At 45.0% G+C, this 20,688-nt stretch carries 21 protein-coding genes, 1 tRNA gene and 1 pseudogene; 9 read left to right on the top strand and 14 right to left on the bottom strand.

What is annotated here, in order from left to right; genetic code table 11:
- Positions 1 to 1,176: a lipid-A-disaccharide synthase-related protein gene (locus ACE1AQ_RS22595; protein ID WP_110543827.1), complete on the top strand. Its 1,176-nt coding sequence runs from the start codon at positions 1 to 3 to the stop codon at positions 1,174 to 1,176.
- A 253-nt stretch (positions 1,177 to 1,429) separates the two neighbouring features.
- Positions 1,430 to 1,738 carry a DUF4164 domain-containing protein gene (locus tag ACE1AQ_RS22590; protein WP_110543830.1) on the top strand — a complete coding sequence of 103 codons (309 nt, stop codon included), beginning with the start codon at positions 1,430 to 1,432 and terminating at the stop codon, positions 1,736 to 1,738.
- A gap of 103 nt (positions 1,739 to 1,841) precedes the next feature.
- On the opposite strand, the pseudogene ACE1AQ_RS22585 reads toward ACE1AQ_RS22590, so the two are convergent.
- Positions 1,842 to 4,145: pseudogene (locus tag ACE1AQ_RS22585) on the bottom strand (tetratricopeptide repeat protein); the annotation flags it as partial.
- Between the two features lie 63 nt (positions 4,146 to 4,208).
- Positions 4,209 to 4,613 (bottom strand): hypothetical protein, encoded by a 405-nt coding sequence (locus tag ACE1AQ_RS22580; protein ID WP_110543835.1) that lies wholly within the window; start codon positions 4,611 to 4,613, stop codon positions 4,209 to 4,211.
- An 855-nt stretch (positions 4,614 to 5,468) separates the two neighbouring features.
- Between ACE1AQ_RS22580 and ACE1AQ_RS22575 the strand changes: the two genes are divergently transcribed.
- Both ACE1AQ_RS22575 and ACE1AQ_RS22570 read left to right on the top strand, forming a co-directional pair.
- Positions 5,469 to 5,696 (top strand): hypothetical protein, encoded by a 228-nt coding sequence (locus ACE1AQ_RS22575; RefSeq protein ID WP_110543837.1) that lies wholly within the window; start codon positions 5,469 to 5,471, stop codon positions 5,694 to 5,696.
- On the top strand, positions 5,693 to 5,968 hold the full coding sequence (locus ACE1AQ_RS22570) for a hypothetical protein (RefSeq protein WP_012265764.1): 276 nt from the start codon (positions 5,693 to 5,695) through the stop codon (positions 5,966 to 5,968). Before ACE1AQ_RS22575 ends, ACE1AQ_RS22570 begins: the two co-directional genes overlap by 4 nt.
- A 118-nt stretch (positions 5,969 to 6,086) precedes the next feature.
- Here ACE1AQ_RS22570 and ACE1AQ_RS22565 read toward each other — a convergent pair whose 3' ends face one another.
- From ACE1AQ_RS22565 to ACE1AQ_RS22545, 5 genes are all read right to left on the bottom strand, one after another.
- Complete coding sequence (locus tag ACE1AQ_RS22565) at positions 6,087 to 6,743, bottom strand: class I SAM-dependent methyltransferase (protein ID WP_110543840.1); 657 nt, start codon at positions 6,741 to 6,743, stop codon at positions 6,087 to 6,089.
- Between the two features lie 100 nt (positions 6,744 to 6,843).
- On the bottom strand, positions 6,844 to 7,197 hold the full coding sequence (locus tag ACE1AQ_RS22560; protein WP_002731874.1) for a DUF1257 domain-containing protein: 354 nt from the start codon (positions 7,195 to 7,197) through the stop codon (positions 6,844 to 6,846).
- Between the two features lie 135 nt (positions 7,198 to 7,332).
- Positions 7,333 to 8,844: an AAA family ATPase gene (locus ACE1AQ_RS22555; RefSeq protein ID WP_110543842.1), complete on the bottom strand. Its 1,512-nt coding sequence runs from the start codon at positions 8,842 to 8,844 to the stop codon at positions 7,333 to 7,335.
- Positions 8,845 to 8,923: 79 nt separating this feature from the next.
- Entirely contained in the window at positions 8,924 to 9,274 is a 351-nt protein-coding gene (locus ACE1AQ_RS22550) for a hypothetical protein (RefSeq protein ID WP_110543844.1), read from the bottom strand.
- Positions 9,275 to 9,615: 341 nt separating this feature from the next.
- Positions 9,616 to 10,371 (bottom strand): amino acid ABC transporter ATP-binding protein, encoded by a 756-nt coding sequence (locus ACE1AQ_RS22545; protein ID WP_110543847.1) that lies wholly within the window; start codon positions 10,369 to 10,371, stop codon positions 9,616 to 9,618.
- 198 nt (positions 10,372 to 10,569) lie between these two features.
- Here ACE1AQ_RS22545 and ACE1AQ_RS22540 point away from each other — a divergent pair, with 198 nt between their 5' ends.
- Positions 10,570 to 12,081, top strand: coding sequence for an ABC transporter permease subunit (locus ACE1AQ_RS22540; RefSeq protein WP_110543849.1), 1,512 nt, complete (start codon positions 10,570 to 10,572; stop codon positions 12,079 to 12,081).
- A gap of 271 nt (positions 12,082 to 12,352) precedes the next feature.
- Here the strand turns inward: ACE1AQ_RS22540 and ACE1AQ_RS22535 are convergent, their stop codons facing one another.
- The 4 genes from ACE1AQ_RS22535 to ACE1AQ_RS22520 all read right to left on the bottom strand — a co-directional run bounded on the left by ACE1AQ_RS22535 (position 12,353) and on the right by ACE1AQ_RS22520 (position 15,914).
- Positions 12,353 to 12,838, bottom strand: coding sequence for a bZIP transcription factor (locus tag ACE1AQ_RS22535; RefSeq protein WP_106909113.1), 486 nt, complete (start codon positions 12,836 to 12,838; stop codon positions 12,353 to 12,355).
- Between the two features lie 7 nt (positions 12,839 to 12,845).
- Positions 12,846 to 13,646 (bottom strand): bifunctional hydroxymethylpyrimidine kinase/phosphomethylpyrimidine kinase, encoded by an 801-nt coding sequence (gene thiD / locus ACE1AQ_RS22530; RefSeq protein ID WP_106909112.1) that lies wholly within the window; start codon positions 13,644 to 13,646, stop codon positions 12,846 to 12,848.
- Between the two features lie 6 nt (positions 13,647 to 13,652).
- Positions 13,653 to 14,900: a cell division protein FtsZ gene (ftsZ, locus tag ACE1AQ_RS22525; RefSeq protein WP_106909111.1), complete on the bottom strand. Its 1,248-nt coding sequence runs from the start codon at positions 14,898 to 14,900 to the stop codon at positions 13,653 to 13,655.
- Between the two features lie 192 nt (positions 14,901 to 15,092).
- The gene (locus ACE1AQ_RS22520; protein WP_106909110.1) at positions 15,093 to 15,914 is read right to left on the bottom strand and encodes a cell division protein FtsQ/DivIB; all 822 of its coding nucleotides are present in this window, start codon (positions 15,912 to 15,914) and stop codon (positions 15,093 to 15,095) included.
- A 245-nt stretch (positions 15,915 to 16,159) separates the two neighbouring features.
- On the opposite strand from ACE1AQ_RS22520, the gene ctpC reads away from it, so the two are divergent.
- The gene (gene ctpC, locus ACE1AQ_RS22515; RefSeq protein ID WP_008206751.1) at positions 16,160 to 17,452 is read left to right on the top strand and encodes a carboxyl-terminal processing protease CtpC; all 1,293 of its coding nucleotides are present in this window, start codon (positions 16,160 to 16,162) and stop codon (positions 17,450 to 17,452) included.
- On the opposite strand, the gene ACE1AQ_RS22510 is transcribed toward ctpC, so the two are convergent.
- On the bottom strand, positions 17,442 to 17,627 hold the full coding sequence (locus ACE1AQ_RS22510) for a hypothetical protein (protein ID WP_008206753.1): 186 nt from the start codon (positions 17,625 to 17,627) through the stop codon (positions 17,442 to 17,444). The genes ctpC and ACE1AQ_RS22510 overlap by 11 nt on opposite strands.
- 191 nt (positions 17,628 to 17,818) lie before the next feature.
- Between ACE1AQ_RS22510 and ACE1AQ_RS22505 the strand changes: the two genes are divergently transcribed.
- Positions 17,819 to 17,891 (top strand) — tRNA-Gln (locus ACE1AQ_RS22505).
- Between the two features lies 1 nt (position 17,892).
- Here ACE1AQ_RS22505 and ACE1AQ_RS22500 read toward each other — a convergent pair.
- Together ACE1AQ_RS22500 and ACE1AQ_RS22495 are read right to left on the bottom strand one after the other, a co-directional pair.
- Positions 17,893 to 18,942, bottom strand: a complete 1,050-nt coding sequence (locus tag ACE1AQ_RS22500) for an AI-2E family transporter (RefSeq protein ID WP_110543851.1) — start codon at positions 18,940 to 18,942, stop codon at positions 17,893 to 17,895.
- 21 nt (positions 18,943 to 18,963) lie between these two features.
- Positions 18,964 to 19,137 (bottom strand): hypothetical protein, encoded by a 174-nt coding sequence (locus ACE1AQ_RS22495; RefSeq protein WP_199309408.1) that lies wholly within the window; start codon positions 19,135 to 19,137, stop codon positions 18,964 to 18,966.
- A 295-nt stretch (positions 19,138 to 19,432) separates the two neighbouring features.
- Here ACE1AQ_RS22495 and ACE1AQ_RS22490 point away from each other — a divergent pair, with 295 nt between their 5' ends.
- Together ACE1AQ_RS22490 and ACE1AQ_RS22485 are read left to right on the top strand one after the other, a co-directional pair.
- A complete protein-coding gene (locus tag ACE1AQ_RS22490; protein WP_039900640.1) occupies positions 19,433 to 19,831 on the top strand; it encodes an FHA domain-containing protein in 399 nt (132 codons plus the stop codon).
- Positions 19,832 to 19,985: 154 nt separating this feature from the next.
- The gene (locus ACE1AQ_RS22485; protein ID WP_008206762.1) at positions 19,986 to 20,378 is read left to right on the top strand and encodes a DUF4278 domain-containing protein; all 393 of its coding nucleotides are present in this window, start codon (positions 19,986 to 19,988) and stop codon (positions 20,376 to 20,378) included.
- The last annotated feature ends 310 nt before the right edge of the window (positions 20,379 to 20,688 follow it).

Raw genomic sequence — 20,688 nt, 5'->3', positions numbered from 1 at the left:
ATGCTTAAACAGGTTTTATTTCTTAGTAATGGTCATGGTGAGGATTTAAATGCTAGTTTAATTCTGGGGGAATTACAAAAAATTCAGCCCCAATTATCTATAGCTGCTTTGCCTTTAGTGGGAGAGGGAAAAGCTTATCAAAAATTGTCAGTACCAATTATTGCCCCCACTGCCACTATGCCATCGGGGGGAATTATTTATACCAATCCTTTGAATTGGATTAAGGATATTGGTGCGGGATTAATTAGTCTAACTATTCAGCAAATTCAGGCAGCTTTTAAAGTTAGCAAGGATTGTGATTTATTGATAGCAGTGGGGGATATCGTGCCGATTGCGATCGCTCGTTTAACCGGTCGTCCCTTTGTGGCTTTTATTGTTTCTACTTCCAGTTATTACGAAGGCACAATTAAATTACCTTTACTCACGGAATTATGTTTAAGATCGAAGAATTGTTTAAGAGTTTTTACCCGGGATAAATATACAGCAACAGACCTAGAAAATCGGGGTATTAAAAAAGCGATTTTTGCCGGTTATCCGATTATGGATGTCTTAACACCAACGGGTAAAGATTTAGAATTAGATAGTCAAATTCCCATGATTGCTTTATTAGCGGGGAGTCGTTTACCCGAAGCTTTGAGTAATTTGGCTTTACAGTTACAAGTCTGTGAGGAAATAGTTAAAATTAAACCGATGCAGTTTCGGGCTGCTATTGTTCCTAGTATCAGAGAAACCGACTTAGAAAATTTAGCTAAACAAGAGGGATGGCATTATTTAGGAGCGGGAAAATTAGAGAAAAATGGGGCTTTATTGTGCTGTTATCGTGATGCTTTTGCCGATATTCTACACCATTGTGACGCTTGTTTAGCCATGGCGGGTACAGCAGTAGAACAAGCGGTGGGATTAGGAAAACCCGTCCTACAAATACCCGGATTTGGTCCCCAATTTACCTATCCTTTTGCCGAGGCACAAATGCGCTTATTAGGGGAATCGGTGATAACTATTGGACAGAAACCCACGGAGGTGAATTTATTTAAAAATGCCGCGGTTAAAATTATTGATATTTTGACAGATTCTCCTTATTTACACAGATGTTTAGAAAATGGCAAAATTAGAGTGGGAGAGTCTGGAGGTAGCAGAAATATTGCCGAGGAAATTTATAGCATTTTTAAAAAGTAATGGCAGAGATAGTTATACTAAATCCGTTGAGTATAGGCTACATATCAGGAGAGGCAATAGATAATCAGAACGTAGGTTGGGTTGAAGCATGAAACCCAACACTTGCAAGGGTTACGCTACCGCTAACCCATCCTACAAATAATTGTGCCTCCCTACTTATCAGGACAGGCAATAAATAATCAGTCTTTAATAACCAGATTTAGGATTAAAATAAAATTATTATACTATCATTACTCCCAGGGATTTTACCAAAATGTCTAACGAAACCGTTACTTATAGTCTTGAATCTGTCCTCAAGGAAATCAAAGACAGCATCAAGGAAGTTAACCAAAAAATCGACATCTTGCAACAGGATGTTAACCAGAAATTTGACAAAATCGACGAACGGCTAACTAAGCTAGAGGTAGGACAGACAAAACTAACTGAGAAAGTCGATGGGATGGATAGAAGACTAGAAAAGGTGGAAGGAACCCAAAAAAATCAAGTTTGGACGTTAATTATCCTTTTAGGAGGAGCGATCGGAACAGCAGCGTGGCGCTCTTTCTTTTCTGGCAATCCTTAGAAATATTACTATAATTTCTCACTTTAGGGTAGTTATGAGGGGAAATTAGCAGATGTGAAACTCAGGTTAAAAATAAGGGATATTTAACCCATCCTACCCCTAATTATGCTTTCCTCAACCATCTTTTTAACAATCGCCACAATGCCACTATTATCCCCCCAATTAAAACTAAAGGAAACTTAATCACCCCCAGAAAGAAAGCAACGATTAAGGGATATTTTCGGGTTTCTAATTGCCGAATTGCCTGATCGCAATCTTGAACATCCGCTGCTAACCCCAATGCTTGATATAATTCCCGCGCTTGAAGATATGCTTCTTTCGCTTCCGATATACGTTTGAGTTTATAGTAGGTAAGTCCCAGATTAAACCAAGCTTTCGCTTCACCCCTCCGATCACCGATTTCCCGTTCGATTGCTAAAGACTGTTGATAAAACTCGATCGCTTTTTGGTATTCTCCTAGGGAATAGTAAACATTGCCTAAATTACCGTAGGAATACGCTTCACCCCCCCGATCACCGATTTCCCGTGTGATTGCTAAGGACTGTTGATGAAACTCGATCGCTTTTTCGTATTCTCCTAGGGAATCGTAAACATTGCCTAAATTATTGTAGGAAGTCGCTTCACCCCCCCGATCACCGATTTCCCGTGTGATTGCTAAGGACTGTTGATAAAACTCGATCGCTTTTTGGTATTCTCCTAGGGAATAGTAAACATTGCCTAAATTACCGTAGGAATACGCTTCACTTTCCCGATCACCGATTTTTCGTGTGATTGCTAAGGATTGTTGATGAAACTCGATCGCTTTTTGGTATTCTCCTAGGGAATAGTAAACATTGCCTAAATTATTGTAGGAAGACGCTTCACCCCCCCGATCACCGATTTCCCGAAGGATTGCTAAGGACTGTTGATAAAACTCGATCGCTTTTTGGTATTCCCCTAGGGAATAGTAAACATTGCCTAAATTACCGTAGGATTTCGCTTCACCCCCCCGATCACCGATTTCCCGATCGATTGCTAAGGACTGTTGATGAAACTCGATCGCTTTTTGGTATTCTCCTAGGGAATAGTAAACAATGCCTAAACTGGTGAGGGATGCGGCATAATTCCAGTTGGTTTGCTCCTCCTGTTGTTGGTAAACAGTGACTAATTCAAGGTAATAATCCGCTAGGGTTTGATAATACCCGCGTCGGGTGAGAAAATCATCGATAGCACGGAGAATATCAAAAGCATTGTCGTACTCGGTTAACTGATAGCAATGATAGAAAATTTCTAGGTAAGGTTGCACATCGTTGAGGATTTCCCAGGAGTCGGGTTGAGCAATAGAAAGATAATAGGCGATCGCTTTTTGGTGTAATTCCCTTTGATCGCCGGCTTTGTATTGTGCATATTCCCAAACTAAAGGCTGAAAACTAAAAATTCGCTGGCGATTTTCCTCTTTTTCTTCTAATAATGATCGTCGCTGCAATTCTCGCAGATCTGCCGTGATCTCGGATAGTTCGATCTCTGGGTAATTATCCATCACCGCTTTGGCTGCCAGAGAATCAAATTCTCGGCGATAAATGCTGGTTTTAGTGAATAATTCTTGCTGTCTTTGGCTAAGTCGCTGAAAACTAGCATCTAAAACTAAAGCAATTCCCACTGTCTCTTGACGATGGCTCCCCACCACCTGCGGATCGCTCAAAAGTTGCGATAAATTTCCTAATCCTAAATCCGCTAACCTTTCTAAACTGGGGTTTTGCGGAAATTCTGCTAAGATTAAATCCGCCACCAATCGCAGGAGTAATGGATGACCATCCACCCGTCGAGAAAAGTTCTCTAGATCCCCTGTTATTCGCGATTCCGCTAACAATTGCGCCCCTTCAGGAGGTTTCAAACCTTTTAGCTCGATCCAACGGTTAAAACCCCTAGTTTTTGGCTTTTCTCTGGTGGTGACTATAATTTTGCTCGTGTCACCTTTTTCTATCCAAGCAGTGAAAAACTGCTGATAAAATTCATTATTCCAAGAACCATCTTCCCCTAATAAACTCTCTAGATTATCGATAATAATTAGGTGGCGATGGCGTTGCAATTGTCTGATTAAAGCTTCCTGTAAATCTATTTCTTTTTCGGGGACAGGATAACCAAAGTCCGTCAGGAATTGGCGAGCTAAACCACTAAATCCGCCCAGATTTCCCGCTTCCCACCAAAAGCGTTTTGGGAATAAATCTTCATCGTCTCCTAGGGAAGGATCGAGGGTAATTTTCTCCTCAAAAATTTTACTAGCTAGGGTAGATTTTCCAATTCCTCCAACTCCTTTGATGCCAATCATCGCAACATTTTGATCATTAAACCACTGCTTAATTTGGGTGATTTCCTCCTCCCTTCCCTGCCAATGGACGAGACTTTTTCGAGCATTTCCTCCCTTGAAAGTACTCCTTTGACTACTGCGATTATTTTCTATTGCGTCTGCTTTTGCGTGCAGATCCGCCAGTCATTCAGGAGGGATTCCTAGATTTAAATTACCCTTAACTTCTTGAATGTTCAATTGTTGTTTAATATCTTTGTTAATTTGCATACCAATTTGAGTTTTCGTTTCTGTTTGATTCTGATTAATTGTCATAATTTGTTGTGCTAGGGTTTGGATTTCTTGGGCAAAATTGGGGTCTTTGAGCATTTCTACCTGTAAAAAAGGAACCACTTGCTGTTCAATCATCGCCTCGGATTTGGTTTGTTCGGCTGCCGCTAAAACCTGAGCGGCGGCGGGTTCCTTTTGTAACTTTTGCTTAATTTTTTGCCACAATTCTACACCTTTATCCATGGCTGCTTCCGTTAATTTACCGATAACAGCTTCAAAGGCGATTTTAGCGATTTCGGCGGCGGCTAATTCGGCTAACATAATTATTAATTGTGAGAATTTTTCGCCATTCTAGCACAACGGCAACAGCAGTTGTGGACGGTTTAAATGTTTGGTTGACTGTTCAAAAAGTAAAAAACAAAACTCTGATATCGTTGCCACAACAGGATTGAGATTAGAGCGAAGCGGACGCGCTGGTAAGCTAAGACATATTTAGGGTTTGCGGCAAAAAGTAGGGGCGAAGCATTCGGATAGAAAATCTCCGGTTTCACCGATAGGTTATTGCCCGAATGCTTCGCCCCTACAGGACGCGGATGAAGACGCAAAAATCTTGCACCTGTTTCGCTCGTAAAGCCACAAAACCCCTACCTTGCCTACATTTCACATTTATTCAGCAAACCCTATTTAAACTGCTTATTCTTAGATTAGCCGAATCTCCTCCGATTCCTTTACTGTTGCCTCTTGCCTCGTCTCAACAAGCAATTTAAATTACGAACAGCTTATTAATGCTTGAGCAGCCCTCAGAAGCCCTTTTATTGGGCGTTGCTGATTTGAGATATGAATCTTCTTTTGTGGGATTTTTAAAACCTAGACCCAAACTAACTTTTGGATAGGTGCAAGGTTGTCATTCATACCTTGATTCAGCAACGCCTTTTATTGAAGCCCGTTATTCCCTAAAGTCGTTGACAATAAAGCTATAAGTAGGTAGGCACAATTATTTGTAGGATGGGTTAGCGGTAGCGTAACCCATGCGGGCGTTGGGTTTCATGCTTCAACCCAACCTACGTTCATTTTATATTTAATTCCACCCACCTACTTAGACAAACTTAAACCGTTAGATTGCAAGAGTAGAAAAAGTAGTAAAATAGTTCAATACCCGTAAAACATGAACAAAACATGACTACTCTATTGCAAAAAGCATTCACAGAAATCCAGAAACTGCCAGAGCATCTTCAAGATGAACTTGCTCAACAATTGCTGGAAGATATTGAAAGTGAATTAAAATGGCAGCAAAGCCTTTCTAACGAAGATATGGAATTGGGAGCTTTAATAACAATGGCACAGGAAGCTCTGATAGAAGAACAAGAGGGGAGAACAGAAGATAAAGGCTTTGGGGAAGAATGAAGTCATCCAGAACCAAGAGGTTTCGTCAACTTTTTCTAAGTTTGCCGCAAAGGGTACAAGAAACAGCCAAGAAAAATTACCAGATTTGGAAAGAAAATCCATTTCACCCCAGCCTAGAGTTCAAAGAGGTGAAACCAAGAGAAAAAATCTGGTCAGTCAGAGTCGGCATTGGATGGCGAGCATTAGGGATTAAGAATTCAGAGGAAGAAAAGATAGTTTGGTTCTGGGTTGGATCGCACTCCGAGTATGACAAGATTCTAGGTAAGAATTAGAAGCGATCTAACAAATCACTGCACCCGACCTTATGCTAAAGTTATCTAAATCATCCCAAGTCATTGGCGGCGGGTGATGGGCAACGTTAGACCTACACCCTCTGATTGTTAACGGTGATTATAATCCTAGAGAGGATTCTTTTTTTCCTATCACTGCATAGAAGGGATCAGCAACCATAATTCCTAACATTTGTAGGAAACTGGGGGTAGTAGCAGGACGAACGATCGCCTGTACTTCCCTAAATCCCGCCACCGATTTAAAATAGGATTTCACTAACGCTACCCGGCCTAAATCGCTATTATCGCGCCAAGCAGCGATCGCTTTTTGGTAAAACATCCGATTGGAAAAACTAACCACCACCAGACCATTAGGCTTTAAAATGCGATACAGTTCCGCAAAAATCGCCTCTGGATACTGCAAATACTGCACCGACACCGTGATTAACACCGCATCAAAAGAACTATCCCCTAGGGGCAATTTTGGCTGTGCATTGAGGTCTTGGACAAAATAACTATGCAAGCGGGGATTTTTGGCTAACTCCTCCCCATTCATCCCGTGACCTTCGATATGCTCAAATTCCATCTCCTCCGGTAAATGGGACACCCAGCTGCTCATCAGGTCTAAAATGCGTGTATTCGGCGATAATATCTCTCGGTAGAGAGCGGTTAATTGATCGATAAAACCCTCATCCACGTGGGTGACGAAGCGGGGAAAAGCATAAAAATCGCTGTCTTTGGTCGGATCGAGTTTAGTTCTTTCTTCGGGTCGGAGCATTTTTGTCAAGTTAATTTTACTATTCTTAACATACCCCACAGACAGAAAAAAGGGTTAACCGAACTGGTCAACCCCTAGGCTTGGGAACGCGCTGTAAATCTTAGCTTTGAACGACTAGCTTAACGTTAGCGTTTTGCAGACCGCGCTGTTTCACTTCGGATAGGGTTTTGTTCACAGCGTATTTTTGGTTGATCGAGTTGATCAATTCGGTTTGATTGTGTTTTTTGGCTACACCCCAGAGGTCAGCGATTAAATCGAAACTGCCGTCGGTATTGCGGGACCAACCGAGATCATATTCGCCATCGAGAACAGCAACGATGTCAGAGCGAACCCGTTGACCGTTGTAACCACGAACATCAGCTTCGGTTTTCACGCTAATACCGAGGTCGCGGAGAGAAGCTTTGAGGATTTCGGCATCGGTGATTTTGGTCCGGAGAGTGCTAAAATGAGACATTGGAATTTCCTCTTTGTAGATTAAGAATTAACAACAACAGATTGAGAGTTAAAGAGTGCCGCCAAGCGGCTTTTCGAGGCATTGCTAGTCCCTGAGAACTAGCCTTTCATCCCGTTGGGAGCGGGCGAAAGTCTGTTAGAACTCCAATCGCTGGTACTCAGCGACGGAGGCCGAAGCAGGTCGGGCGCGTTGTCTGGCCCAATCACGCAGGGCAGTTACCTGTTCGGTCATGGTGCGAGATAGGGGCAGAGTCGCCTTAATCGCCGCAATAATGTCCAATTGCGTGAATTCGCGATCTTGGGCGAAGGCCTCATACATGGCGGCAATCAGCGCCTGTTCTATTTCCGCACCGGAAAACCCATCGGATACCTTGGCTAACTGCTCCAAATCGAAGCGAGAAATGTCGGAGCGTCGTTTAGTCAGGTGAATATTAAAGATATCTTGTCTTTCTTCGGAATTGGGCAAATCGACAAAGAAGATTTCATCGAAGCGCCCCTTGCGGAGAAATTCCCCCGGTAGCCGTTCAATCCGGTTAGCTGTGGCCATGACGAAGACGGGCGAGGTTTTTTCCTGCATCCAAGTCAGGAAGGAGCCGAAGATGCGGCTAGAGGTTCCCCCATCGGAATCGGCGGATCCCGTGCCACCGGCAAAAGCTTTATCTAATTCATCGATGAAAAGAATGGCCGGAGAGATGGATTCGGCAGTTTTTAAGGCATTACGCAGGTTAGCCTCGGACCGTCCCACCATGGAACCATCGTAAACCCGTCCCATATCTAAGCGCAGGAGCGGTAAACCCCAGAGGCGCGAGGTGGTTTTAGCGATTAAGGACTTACCACAGCCCGGTACTCCTAAAATTAGCATTCCTTTCGGTTGGGGGAGTCCGTAACCTCTGGCTCTTTCTGTAAAGGCATTTGAGCGCTGTTTTAACCATCTTTTTAATTCTTCCAGACCGCCGACGGCATTGATGGTCTCGTCTTCTTCAACGTATTCTAAAATTCCGTTGCGGCGAATCAGTTGTTTTTTCTCGGAAAGGACGATTTCTACCTCGTCTTCCGTGAGTTTGTTCGCTTTTACATAGGCTTTGCGGTAAACTTTTTCGGCTTCATCTTTGGTTAAGCCTAAGGCCGCTTTCAGGAGTTTTTCCCGGACCTCTGTGGTGGTACGACGATTTTGATTTTTGCCTAGGTGTTGCGAGAGAACTGTATCTAACTCTCCCATGTCCGGCAGGGGAAAATCTATAACTACTACGTCTTTCTCTAGTTCTATGGGGACTTCTTGCAGGGGAGACATTAAAATAATGATTTTTTCGGTTCCTTTAAAGCTGGCGATCGCATCTCTTAACCAGCGATTGACCGGAGCGGAAGTGATGAACGGATGCAGGTCTTTGAAGATGTAGATGCCCGCTTCCCGTTGACGCACTACCCATTCGATCGCCGCTTCTGGCGACACGGTATTATGTTGACTGGTTTGGCGCGGTTGACCCAGTTCGATCATGCCGTGGGTAACAGTCCAGACAAACACCCGTCGATGTTGTGTATTTAGTTGGGCTATTTTGCTGATGGCTTCTTCCGCCCTTTCCTCCTCGGAGGTGACGAGGTAAATCAGGGGATACTGAGCCTTGACGAGAATTCCTAGCTCTTCTTTCATAACATCGACCCTATTTGTGGTAACGGTTTTGACCTTGGGCGGCTGATGGCTGTGGATGCCTTGTTCGGCTACTGAGAGTTTAGCAGGGAACTAAGGCCGCTTCTCCTTCGGCGGTTCCTTGAGCGCCAACGGGTTCGGGAACTTCGAGCGGGAACTCGTCGCCCACTATTGCGGGCTGGCGTTTGATCGACCTTAGCCGATCTTCTTTCATTACTAACGCGGCATCACACTCGGGACAGACATGAACCTGATAGGTTTTGCCATAGGCGGCGGCTTCGATTTCTTCTACCTTTTCGGGGTATTTCAGGTAAAAAGCGATCGCTTTCTCCACCAGCCCTGACATCGACTCTTCATCGATTGCGGCTCTTATTTTTAGTTGACGATGGACTCCAGGGGGAAGGTACAGTGTGACTTTTTGCTTGTCTTGCATATCACTAAATTGGTTTACCCGGGTATGTGTCCTTACTATAACCACTGTCTTTCCCTCCTGTCAAGACGGTAAGCTGTTATAACAGCATAATTGTAATATTTCTTTACAATTGATGGGGAAGTGGGGAGGGGGAATTATGAATTATGAATTATGAATTATGAAGTGGGGAGGGGGAATTATGAATTATGAATTATGAATTATGAAGTGGGGAGGTGGGGAGGTGGGGGGGTGGGGAAGTGGGGAAATTGAACTAAAACCCCAAAACCCTAAAACCCTAAAACCCTAAAACCCCAACCCCCAACACCTAAAACCTGTCTCCTGTCTCCTGAATTGAGCAAACCCTAATTACTATTGATACGACTTAAAAAGGCTTGTAAGCGCTCGCTGTGGGGATTATTAAAGAAAGTGTCGGGATCGCCTGCTTCTTCGATGACACCTTGATTAAAGAACAAAACCTTGTTAGAGACTTCCTTAGCGAACTGCATTTCGTGGGTGACGACTACCATAGTCATACCGTCATTGGCCAATTGACGCATAACGTTTAACACTTCCCCGACTAATTCCGGATCCAGGGCCGAAGTGGGTTCATCAAATAAAATCACCTCTGGTTTCATGCAGAGACTGCGAGCGATCGCCACCCGTTGTTTTTGTCCTCCCGATAATTGGTCGGGATAAACATCGGCTTTTGGTGCTAATCCCACCTTTTCCAGATAATGAATAGCCGTATCCTTAGCCTCATTTTCCGGATGGTGTAACACTTGCTTGGGCGCTAACATCAAGTTTTGCAAAACGGTGAGATGGGGAAAAAGATTAAAGTGTTGAAACACCATACTTACCCGGCTGCGTAACTTGCGGAGGACTGATTGATTTAACTTCGGGGAAGAGATGTCAATTCCCATCACCTCCAAGCGGCCGCCGTTAATTGTTTCCAAACGATTGAGACAGCGTAAAAAGGTACTTTTGCCGCAGCCAGAGGGACCGATTACCGATACCACGTCCCCTTGATAAAGAGTGCCTGTAACTCCTTTAAGTACCTCTAAAGAGCCGTAACTTTTGCGTAAACCTTCACTAACAATCACAGGGGGGGTAGTGGTCATGATGTCCTCTCGTAAAAAATTTTACATTCTGTATAAAAGTATCCAGATTAGTTTCTGCTAGATTGTATCCTTGACGACATTTTATCAAGAGGAATAATCATAATACTCAAATAGTCTCTCTACATCTGTCTTAGGTGGCAAGTAGGACGAAATCCATAACTTAATTGAGTAAAAAAATCAAGGAGAAAAAATTAAAAAATGATTAAATTTTGGCGAGGGCGGGCGGTACAGAGAGTTATCTTTGCCTTGTTAGGATTAGTCTTGGCGCTCGGATTAAGTGTTATTCCCGCTTTTTCCCAGACTCCTCCTAATCCTTTTCGAGTCGCCACAGAAGCAACTTTTCCACCCTTTGAATTTCAACAAGGGGGACAATTAACCGGATTTGATATCGATTTAATGCGAGCGATTGGAGAGGAAGCCGATCTCAACATTGACTTTAGAAATTTACCCTTTGATGGCATTATTCCGGCTCTACAAGCGAGAACAGTGGAAGCCGCTATTAGTGGCATGACCATCACCGCCGAACGGGCCCAAGCGATTTCTTTTTCTCGACCTTATTTTAGGGCTGGTTTAGCGATCGCTGTTCGGGAAGATAATAAGACGATTAAAAATTTTGAAGACTTAAAAGGCAAAAGAATTGCCGTCCAAATTGGCACAACGGGAGCCTTAGAAGCGACAAAAATACCGGGGGCAACAGTTAGTCAATTTGACTCGGCGGCCTTAGCTTTGCAGGAATTAATTAATGGTCGAGTTGAGGCGGTAGTTAACGATAAACCCGTGACTTTGTATGCAATTAAACAAGCGGGTTTAAGGGGAGTAAAAGTAGTCGGAGAATTATTAACAGAGGAATTCTACGGGATTGCTTTACCCCAAAATTCCCCCTATCTCCAGTTAATTAATGATGCTCTCGGTCGAGTCATAGAAAGTGGTCGGTACGATGCTATTTTTCGGCAATGGTTTGGAGAAAAACCGCCAGAATTACCCTTAGTTGCCCCAGCTTTAAAGAATTTACAGGAATCGAGTTTTAACTGGGGAGAATTATTCTATAACCTGATTTTTAAAGGGGTTCCCTGGACAATTCTGTTAACGGTTCTGTCTTTTCTGTTCGGGTTAATCGGCGGAACTTTAGTGGCCATTGCCCTGATTTCTCCCTACAAATGGTTAAAAATAATTTGCCGCATCTATGTGGATTTCTTTCGGGGAACACCGATGCTGGTGCAATTATTCTTGATCTATTTTGGTTTGCCAGGGTTGTTCCGAGAAATTGGCTTAAATATCGACTTAGATCGTTTACCGGCGGCCCTATTTGCCCTAAGTTTAAATGTAGCGGCCTATTTAGCTGAAATTATGCGCGGCGGTATTCAATCGATCGATAACGGTCAATGGGAAGCTTGTTCTAGTCTAGGAATGTCCCCAGTGCAAACCATGCGCGAGGTGATTTTTCCCCAAGCTTTTCGCCGGATGTTGCCCCCCTTGGGGAATGAATTTATCACCCTAATTAAAGATACCAGTTTAGCGGCAGTAATCGGTTTTGAAGAATTATTCCGGCAAGGTCAGTTAATGGTAGCCACTACCTATAAAGCTTTCGAGATTTATATCGCTGTTGCTTTAGTTTATTTGGTTTTAACTACCCTTTCCTCCGTGGTATTTAAGCGCTTAGAGATTTATATGGATCCCCTACATAAATCTAAACAGGAACAGAAAGCCTAGGGGCAACAGATGGGAACTGAAACCGAGTTTAAGAGAATTGTCAGGGGGGTAACTTCCAGGCTCTCTTGGATTTGGTGGGTAAAATGTATTCTAAGATACATTCCTTCTAGCGAGGGGGTGGAACGAACCACAAAGACACAAAGGACACAAAGATTGATCGATCATATTGTAAGTTAAACTTATCACACAGAACCCAGAAGAGCCACTTCCCTGACTGTTAAAACCGACTAAGGGCAAGAAATTAAGCTTAAAATGCCGAGGTGGTAGTCAATCAGTCGGTCGAACCCGGGTTTCTAGAGGCAGAAATAAGCCAAAAAGCCCCTAAACCGGAGGTAAGAACCACGACAATAATTGACCCGACCAATAACCAACTATTTTTAGAAAATGGCTGTTTTGAAGCAGTAACGGTGATGGGACGAGTGACCGGGATTTCTTCCTTAACCCGCAGCGAAGAAGAGGGGGGTGTAACCAAACGGGGAGGAACCGGGATGACGAAGGAGGGTTCCTCGACGGGATTCCTCTCAAAACTCTTTACCACTTTTTCTAATCGTCTTCCCTGATCAACTACTGTCTCGATTTCCTGACGTAATTGCCGATTACTCTTGACAAGTTGCTGGTTTTGTGCTTCTAGAAATTCCACCCGTGCCTGGGTGGCCTGCAATTCTTTGACTAATTCCCGATAGACCGAGAGGGGAACCGAGGGGCGACCGGTGCAACTCTGGGGTACTTGGGGGTAAATACGGGGCGTAGTGGTCATGAATCGACTAATTTAGGGCTTTTAAGCGGTAAAAATGCCCCACAGGACCGGTTCCGCTACCGATGGCGAGGGAATGCTCAAGGGCGTTAGTAACGTAATCCTTGGCTTTTTTCACCGCTATTTTCAGGTCATCCCCCAAAGCGAGGTTGGCTGCGATCGCTGCCGATAGGGTACAACCAGTCCCGTGAGTGTTATTGGTTTCGACGCTTCTGGTCTGAAAAGTTTCCCATTCCTGTCCATCAAAGTAGATATCAACCCCACGCAGCCGGCCCTTCATGCCTCCCCCTTTCACTAATACCGGTGTGGCCGACTTCTGGAAAATAATTTCGGCGGCCGCTTTCATCGTCTCAAAATCATTGATCTCGATGCCACTTAAAAGCTGTGCTTCGTAACGATTGGGGGTAACAATCGAAGCCAGAGGAATTAAACTATTAAAAAGACTATCTATAGCCCGATCATCAATTAATTTGGCTCCTACCCGCGAAACCATAACCGGATCCACCACTAAACTGATTAAACGCCAGCGCTCGATCGCCTCGGCCACCACTTCGATAATCTCGCTGCTGAACAGCATTCCTGTCTTCACCGCTTGCACACCCAGATCCCCGACCACGGCATCGATTTGGGCCCTGACCATTTCTGGACTTAGGGACTCGACGCGCTCGACTCCCAGGGTATTTTGGGCGGTAATGCAGGTAAGGGCGCTGGTGCCGTGAACTCGGTGGAAGGCGAAGGTTTTCAAATCCGCTTGAATTCCCGCGCCGCCACCACTATCGGAACCGGCGATGGTGAGAGCAATGGCAGTCATAGGAGGTTAGCGATCAAAAGGACGACGACGTTGCAAGAATTCGGGGATATCTAATCCCGCCGGTTTTGGTGGTTCGGGAGTCGGGACAGGACTTGGTGCGGGGGTATTGATCACCACCTTGTTAGTGGTGGGACGAGAGGGGGATTCGCCGGAAAAACCGGTGGCAATGACGGTAATTCTGACTTCTCCCTGCATTTTCTCGTCAATTACTGCCCCAAAGATGATATTAGCGTTGGGATCCACCACTTCATAGATAATTTCCGCGGCGGCATTGACTTCGTGTAAGGTTAGATCTTGACCACCGGTGATGTTAAAGACCACACCTTTCGCCCCTTCGATCGAGGATTCCAGTAACGGCGAGGAAATAGCAGCGATCGCTCCTTCCTTAGCCCGAGATTTTCCGGAACCGATGCCGATGCCCATTAGGGCCGAGCCTGCATCGGCCATCACTGCCCGCACATCGGCGAAATCCACATTTACCAGACCCGGGATAGTGATAATATCCGAGATGCCCTGTACCCCTTGGCGCAGCACATCATCGGCGACCCGAAAAGCCTCCTGTAGGGGAGTTTCGGCGGGTATTACCTGTAATAACTGGTTATTGGGGATAATAATCAGGGTATCGACCCGACTTTGTAAACCGCCCACCCCTTCATCGGCCTGATTAGTGCGACGACGACCCTCGAAGGTAAAGGGACGAGTGACAACTCCCACGGTCAAACAGCCGATTTCTTTGGCAATTTCGGCCACAATTGGAGCGGCCCCCGTTCCCGTGCCGCCGCCCATGCCGGCGGTAATAAAGACTAGATCGGTTCCTTCCAATGCCTGGGCGATTTCATCCCGGGATTCTTCCGCCGCTTTCTGTCCGATGGCCGGATTGCCGCCCGCCCCTAGGCCGCGGGTTAATTTTGTCCCGATTTGTAACCTCTGGGGGGCGGAGGAATGGGCTAGGGCTTGCGCGTCGGTGTTAATTGCCCAAAATTCGATTCCGGTCACGCCACTGGCGATCATGCGGTTAACGGCGTTACAGCCCCCACCGCCGACCCCGATCACCTTGATCTTGGCGACATTGCTTGGCACGATGCGATTGCTACGACTTTCTTCTCGGGGTGTCATCTGTGATTCATGGGGACGAGTAAATAATACTCCAGCATTATTCTGAGAGTAATGATTATCTTCGCTCATAGCTGAACTGGCATAATCGTTACTGTTCAGATTGGGATAGATGGAAACAATTTCATTAATCGATGTCATTGGAATTGGAACACTCTTAGTACAAGATTCTGTTATTGGTTTGATGAATCAGAGATGCACCGTTAACACTATCACTAATATTATGTCTGTTCCAGTATCTACAGTATCAGTTTCTTTTTCAGAAAATCATAATTTGTGGTTTTTGCCAATACCTAAAGGGAATAATTGCGGTTTTTTGCTGATCAATTCCAGTTAATCTCGACCAGTTGCCGTTACTTTGGCAACGAGAGGGGCTGGCTGCGGTTTTAATTGTACGGTGGGAGCATCGGGATTGCTCAGGTCAATGTAGAGAATTCGCGCTAGGGGTATCTTGGATGACAATGGCCGCGATTGTACGAGAGCGGTTAACTTTTCGGGCAATCTATCCTTATAAAAACCTAAATAGACCTGCCCCAGTTCAGTTTTTAGTACAAGATTACTAGGATTGCGCCAATCGATGGCGGTAACTTTAATCGATAAGTTGTCAATTAAAGGATAAATTTTCTGCCACTGTTGTTGATATTGTCGGTCGTAACCAAGCACTTCTAGGCTAGGTAATTGGCTTTTGGGTAGAGTTCGACCATAATAGTTTTGAGGAATTATCGTTCCCGAGGCATCTAAAAAGCCTTGCTGTTGATGGGAACGCCAACGGGCAACAGGTTTTCTTTCTTGAATGGAAACAATCACTTTCGGGGGTAATAATTGCCGCTCGATCTTAACGTCGGCAATAGCGGGAATAGCCGCTAGTTTTGCTCGCAATTGATGGGTGGGTAATTCCCAGAGAGACAGGGGATAGCTTAATTTCAGCCAAGCGCGAATCGACTGGGGCGACATTAATTCCGTGCCTTCGATTTCCACCTGTCCGGCCTTGCTAATTGTCCAATAGGGCGAAGTCATCCCCCAAGCTAATCCCGCCGCTAAACCACTAACCACCAGAAAGCGACCTAGGGCTTGCCACACCTTTGATCGCCTTTGGTGGCGCAGGTTTTGTCGTTTTTGTTCCAGGGAGAGGGAAGAAAGGATTTGATCGCTCATGGGGAAAATCTCGGGCAGTTTTGCTGTTATCTTAGGTCGCGAGGTGGGCCGCTGGCAACTCGATCGCCACTCAAGTAATCAGTTTGACAAAGAAAGAGATAATCAATGTTATAACAGTATTAGTCTACAGGCGTTCTTTTGTCTGTCTCCAAGAAACCTAAACGCTCCTTTTTGCCAAGATATTTCGACGGTCAGCCCGAAAGAGCGTTCCGGCAAGAACAGCCTAATTTATCTGAAAATTACCTATGGTTATCAACAAACGCGGACTTGTTCTCGGTGCTACAGCAGTGGTCCTGTCTACCGTCGCCGTCACGGGGGCGGGATTCCGTCTCTCCCAAAGTCAAGCTTTTTTTCAGGAAAGTCCCAAGGAAACCGTTGATGAGGTTTGGCAGATCATCAACCGCACTTATTTAGATGGCACTTTTAATCAATCGGACTGGAACGCCATCCGCAGTGAGTATTTAAATCGTTCCTACAAAAATCAAGAGGAAGCATACACCGCTATCCGCGAGATGTTGAAAACTCTCAATGATCCCTATACCCGTTTTATGGATCCCAAAGAGTTTAACAATATGAAGATCGATACATCGGGAGAATTGACTGGGGTAGGGATTCAACTGACCAAAGATGAGAAAACTAAGCAGTTAGTCGTGGTTTCACCCATTGAGGATACACCTGCTTCTAAAGCCGGTGTGCTGCCCAAAGATGTGATTATCGCTATCGATGGTAAATCTACCCAAGGTATGGAACTGGAGCAAGCGGTGAGCATGATCCGCGGCAAAGTGGGGACAAGTGTTAAGATCACGATTCAACGGGGTGAGGAGAAAAAAGAATTGACTCTTACCCGGGCCAAAATTGAAATTCACCCAGTCCGGGCCCGCACGGAAAACACCCCGATCGGTAAAATCGGTTATGTCCGTCTCAATCAATTTAGCGCCCAGGCTAGTGGGGATATGAGTCAAGCGATTCGCGAATTAGAAGCCGAAGAGGTGAAGGGTTATATTCTCGATCTGCGTTCTAACCCCGGCGGTTTACTCTACGCCAGCATCGAAATCGCTCGGATGTGGATACCCGATGGTTTAATCGTCTCTACGGTCGATCGCAAAGGGGTGACGGAACGTCAACGGGCCAACAATCAAGCTTTGACTAATAAACCTCTGGTTGTCCTCGTCGATGGGGGTTCCGCCAGCGCCAGTGAAATTCTCTCCGGAGCTTTACAGGATCATGATCGGGCGGTTATTGTCGGTACGAAAACCTTTGGTAAGGGATTAGTGCAATCGGTACGCAGTCTCAGTGACGGTTCCGGATTAGCGGTGACGATTGCCAAGTATCTCACCCCCGACGGACGGGACATCAATAAAGATGGTATTCATCCCGATGTGGAGTCGGAACTAAGCGAGGAAGATCGCAAAAATCTTCAACAGGAGCGGGATCAGGTGGGAACCTTCCAAGATCCGCAATTCAAGAAGGCTTTTGAAATCCTCGAGCAAGAAATCGCAGACGCCAAGAAAAAACCCACCAATACCGCTAAACAATAGGTTGACATTTGCCCGCTCGAATTAAACCCACCCGACGGGCGATCGCTTCTCCCCGTTCGGCAAAAGGACCCCAGTATTGACCATTGACTGGGGGTTTTCCCTTTTCTAGGGCTATAATCTGACAAATTCCGGTATTTTCCCGGACAATGTACCAGTTTTGTGGGCTATTATCCATAGATTTTTCTCCTTAATCCCCAAACCCTAGGGTTGATTCATAGTAGGGTTGATTCATGAATCAACCCTACCCCAAACCCCACACCCTGCCCCCACGAAAAACTTTTTGCCGCAAACCCTAAGTAAAAAATTTTTATCAACTTCTTGACAAAACCCGGGAGATAAATGCTAATATTAAAAAGGTCTGTGCAATGGGGATTAGCCAAGCGGTAAGGCAGCGGGTTTTGGTCCCGCCATTTCCTAGGTTCGAATCCTAGATCCCCAGTTTAGTATTTTTTATCCCTAAGCCGCCAATGGTCGAGAATATCCTTGATCAAAGCTTCCTTTAGCCAAATACGACCGATAAGCGTCAGGGGAACCGCCAGAAATAGCCCTAAAAAGCCAAAAATCGAGGCAAAAAACAACTGGGCCAACAGGGTAAAAGCGGGTAAGAGCTTGAGCGACCGCACTGTTAAAATGGGCAGCGGTGAATGACGGTCGAAATATTGAATTAACAGATAAATACTGCTGTAGAGTAGTAAAACCGCCCAGGGTTGCCAAGGAGCTTCCAGAAGGGCGATAGAAAAGGGTAAAATCGTGCTTAAAACCGGCCCAAGGTTGGGGATAAAGGTGAGAAATCCCGCCAGAATAGATTGGGAAAAAGCGAGGGGAATGCCGATCAGGGATAGACCTAGACAACTGCCCAAGGTCATAATCAACATATGACAGAAAATCCCTTTTAGCCAAGCTTTTAAATCTCGATCGCAATGTTCTAGGATCGATCGTACCCTAGGACGGTAGAAAGCGGGAAATAAACGCAGAAAACAACGGTGATAAGCGGCAGGATCGGCGAGAATCATCAAGCTCAGGGCAACAATTAGCAGTAAGCTGAGGATAATGCCGAAAGTACCGTAAAAAATGCTTAAACCCCGCCCAGCAATTTGGTTAATCAGGGGTTGTAATTGAGCCAGCAGCGTTTTAAAATCCGGGAAGACACTGGCCAGACTAGGATCGAGATAATCCTCAAGACTATGGACTTGTCCCCAGAGTCTTTCTACCGCTTGGGGCAGTAAACTAAATAATTGGCGAAATTGTTGGACTAAAGCGGGTATAATCCCCACAAAAATACCGATAATACCAATAAAGAAGCTTAAAAGGGTGATAATTAGGGCATGGGAACGCTTGAGGTGATGACGCTGCCACCAAGTCACAGCCAAATTTAAAATCTGCGCCAGAAGAATCGCCATCAATAATAATAAGAGAATCTGTCGAATCTGCCAGAGAATCAGCAGACAAAAGACTAACAGGACTAAACCGAGGCTGCTGCCAAAAGTCATGATGAGTAAGGAGAAAAATTCCTAATCAGTTATGGTCCGTCTCCAGAGGGCAAAAACCGTGAGCAGGAAAGGGGTAAAAACCAGAATTAAAGTGTTAAGAGGACCAGGAGCGATCGATAATAAAGGGGCAAGATATTTAATTCCCAGGGAAATCAAAGCCGATATCAAGATTATTTTGATGATAAAGCCGCTCATAGATGGATGTTTAGGGGACACAAGCACTATCTTATCCCTGAAGAGGTTAAGATTTGGTCAAAATCTGGAAATCATCCCCCATCGGTTTTATTAATACTAGGGCGAACTGGCTAGATTTTCTGGGCAAGGTCGGTTCCGAGGGAATGGGAAAGTATGAGACAATAGGAATAAAGGGCTGAGTCAATTAACTAGAGATATTCATTGCTAGGACTGAAGACTTAATGGCCAGGACGAATCTTGACAGCAAATAAGATTTATCCTGTCCACCGCCCCTATCGTGCCGCCAACAGTCACCGTGATCACTTTAACTCTTTTACACCCCAGTCAAGCCACGTCCCTACAGCATTGGCAATTTGACAATGATCAATCAACCATTCTCATCGGCAGGGCGCTGGATAGTCATGTAGTTCTCTATAGTGCTGTGGTTTCGAGGCGGCACTTAGAAATCCGCCGTAATGATCGCAATGATTGGGAATTGGAAAATTTAGGGGCAAATGGGACGTTTCTCAATGGCAAACTGATCGAGAAAACCGCCGTCGTCGATGGTATGGTGGTTCGTTTAGCCGCCTCCGGCCCGCAAATTCAAATTCGTCTCATCGATGAGGACGAACAACCCAAATTAATCCTCAAACCCCTAGAGGCTAGTTTGGCAGGCGACCAAACCCAGCCGGAAAAGGATACTATGGCCAGCTAGAAAATATTAAATTTTTATAAAGTTTTTTCAATTTCCTGGGCAAAATGTAAAAATAGATACAGAATAAGAAATAAAATCTTTTCATTTGTTGTCCCTATATAGGGACGACAAGAGGGATTAAAGTCACTTTAAAGCATTGCAGGGAGTCGGTGATATGACGTTAGTTTATCGAGGAGTTAAGTACGAAAGGGATTCTCTCCCCTTGGAGATGAAGACTGGAGATATCGGGGGTAAATACCGAGGTCAAGACTGGAATCACCATTATCCTCGCCATATGCTCCAATTAGAACCGAAACTGCATCGTCAGTATCGCGGAGTTGCCTACAGTACCCGTCCTCATCTTGCTGGGCAAGTCATCCCGAACACTTGTCCGTTACCCGTTGTCAAACCCCCTATTGTCGTCCAAGAGGAAACTCTTTCTAGCATCCATCTGAACAATATTCGTCGTCGTTTGGAACTTCGTTTACAAATCGCTGAAGACAATGGTGACGAAACCCTGGTTAATCTCTTGAAAAAAGAATCCCAAGACTTAGCCTTAAACTGCTAATCTAGAGGTTTTTTTGCCATTTTCCCCTCGGTTCTGCCGGGGGGAATATTTTTGGGACTAAAAATGACACCCAGAGAAATTATTACCCTAGTTAGGAGTTTATAGGCTTTTAATTATATTAGGTCGAGGTCTATTCTAGTTCGGGTTCGGATTCGGGTGTTGTATCATTGGCTCTCCCAGGTTTGGTGGGTAAAATGTATTCTAGGATACAGTACTGCTGGCGAGTGAGTGGAACGAACCACAAAGACACAAAGGACACAAAGATTGATCGATCATATTGTAAGTTAAACTGATCACACAGAACCTAGAA

Origin of the sequence: Microcystis sp. BLCC-F209, from assembly GCF_041928595.1 — a bacterium.
Classification (GTDB): domain Bacteria; phylum Cyanobacteriota; class Cyanobacteriia; order Cyanobacteriales; family Microcystaceae; genus Microcystis.
This window is presented reverse-complemented; position numbering and strand designations above follow the sequence as displayed.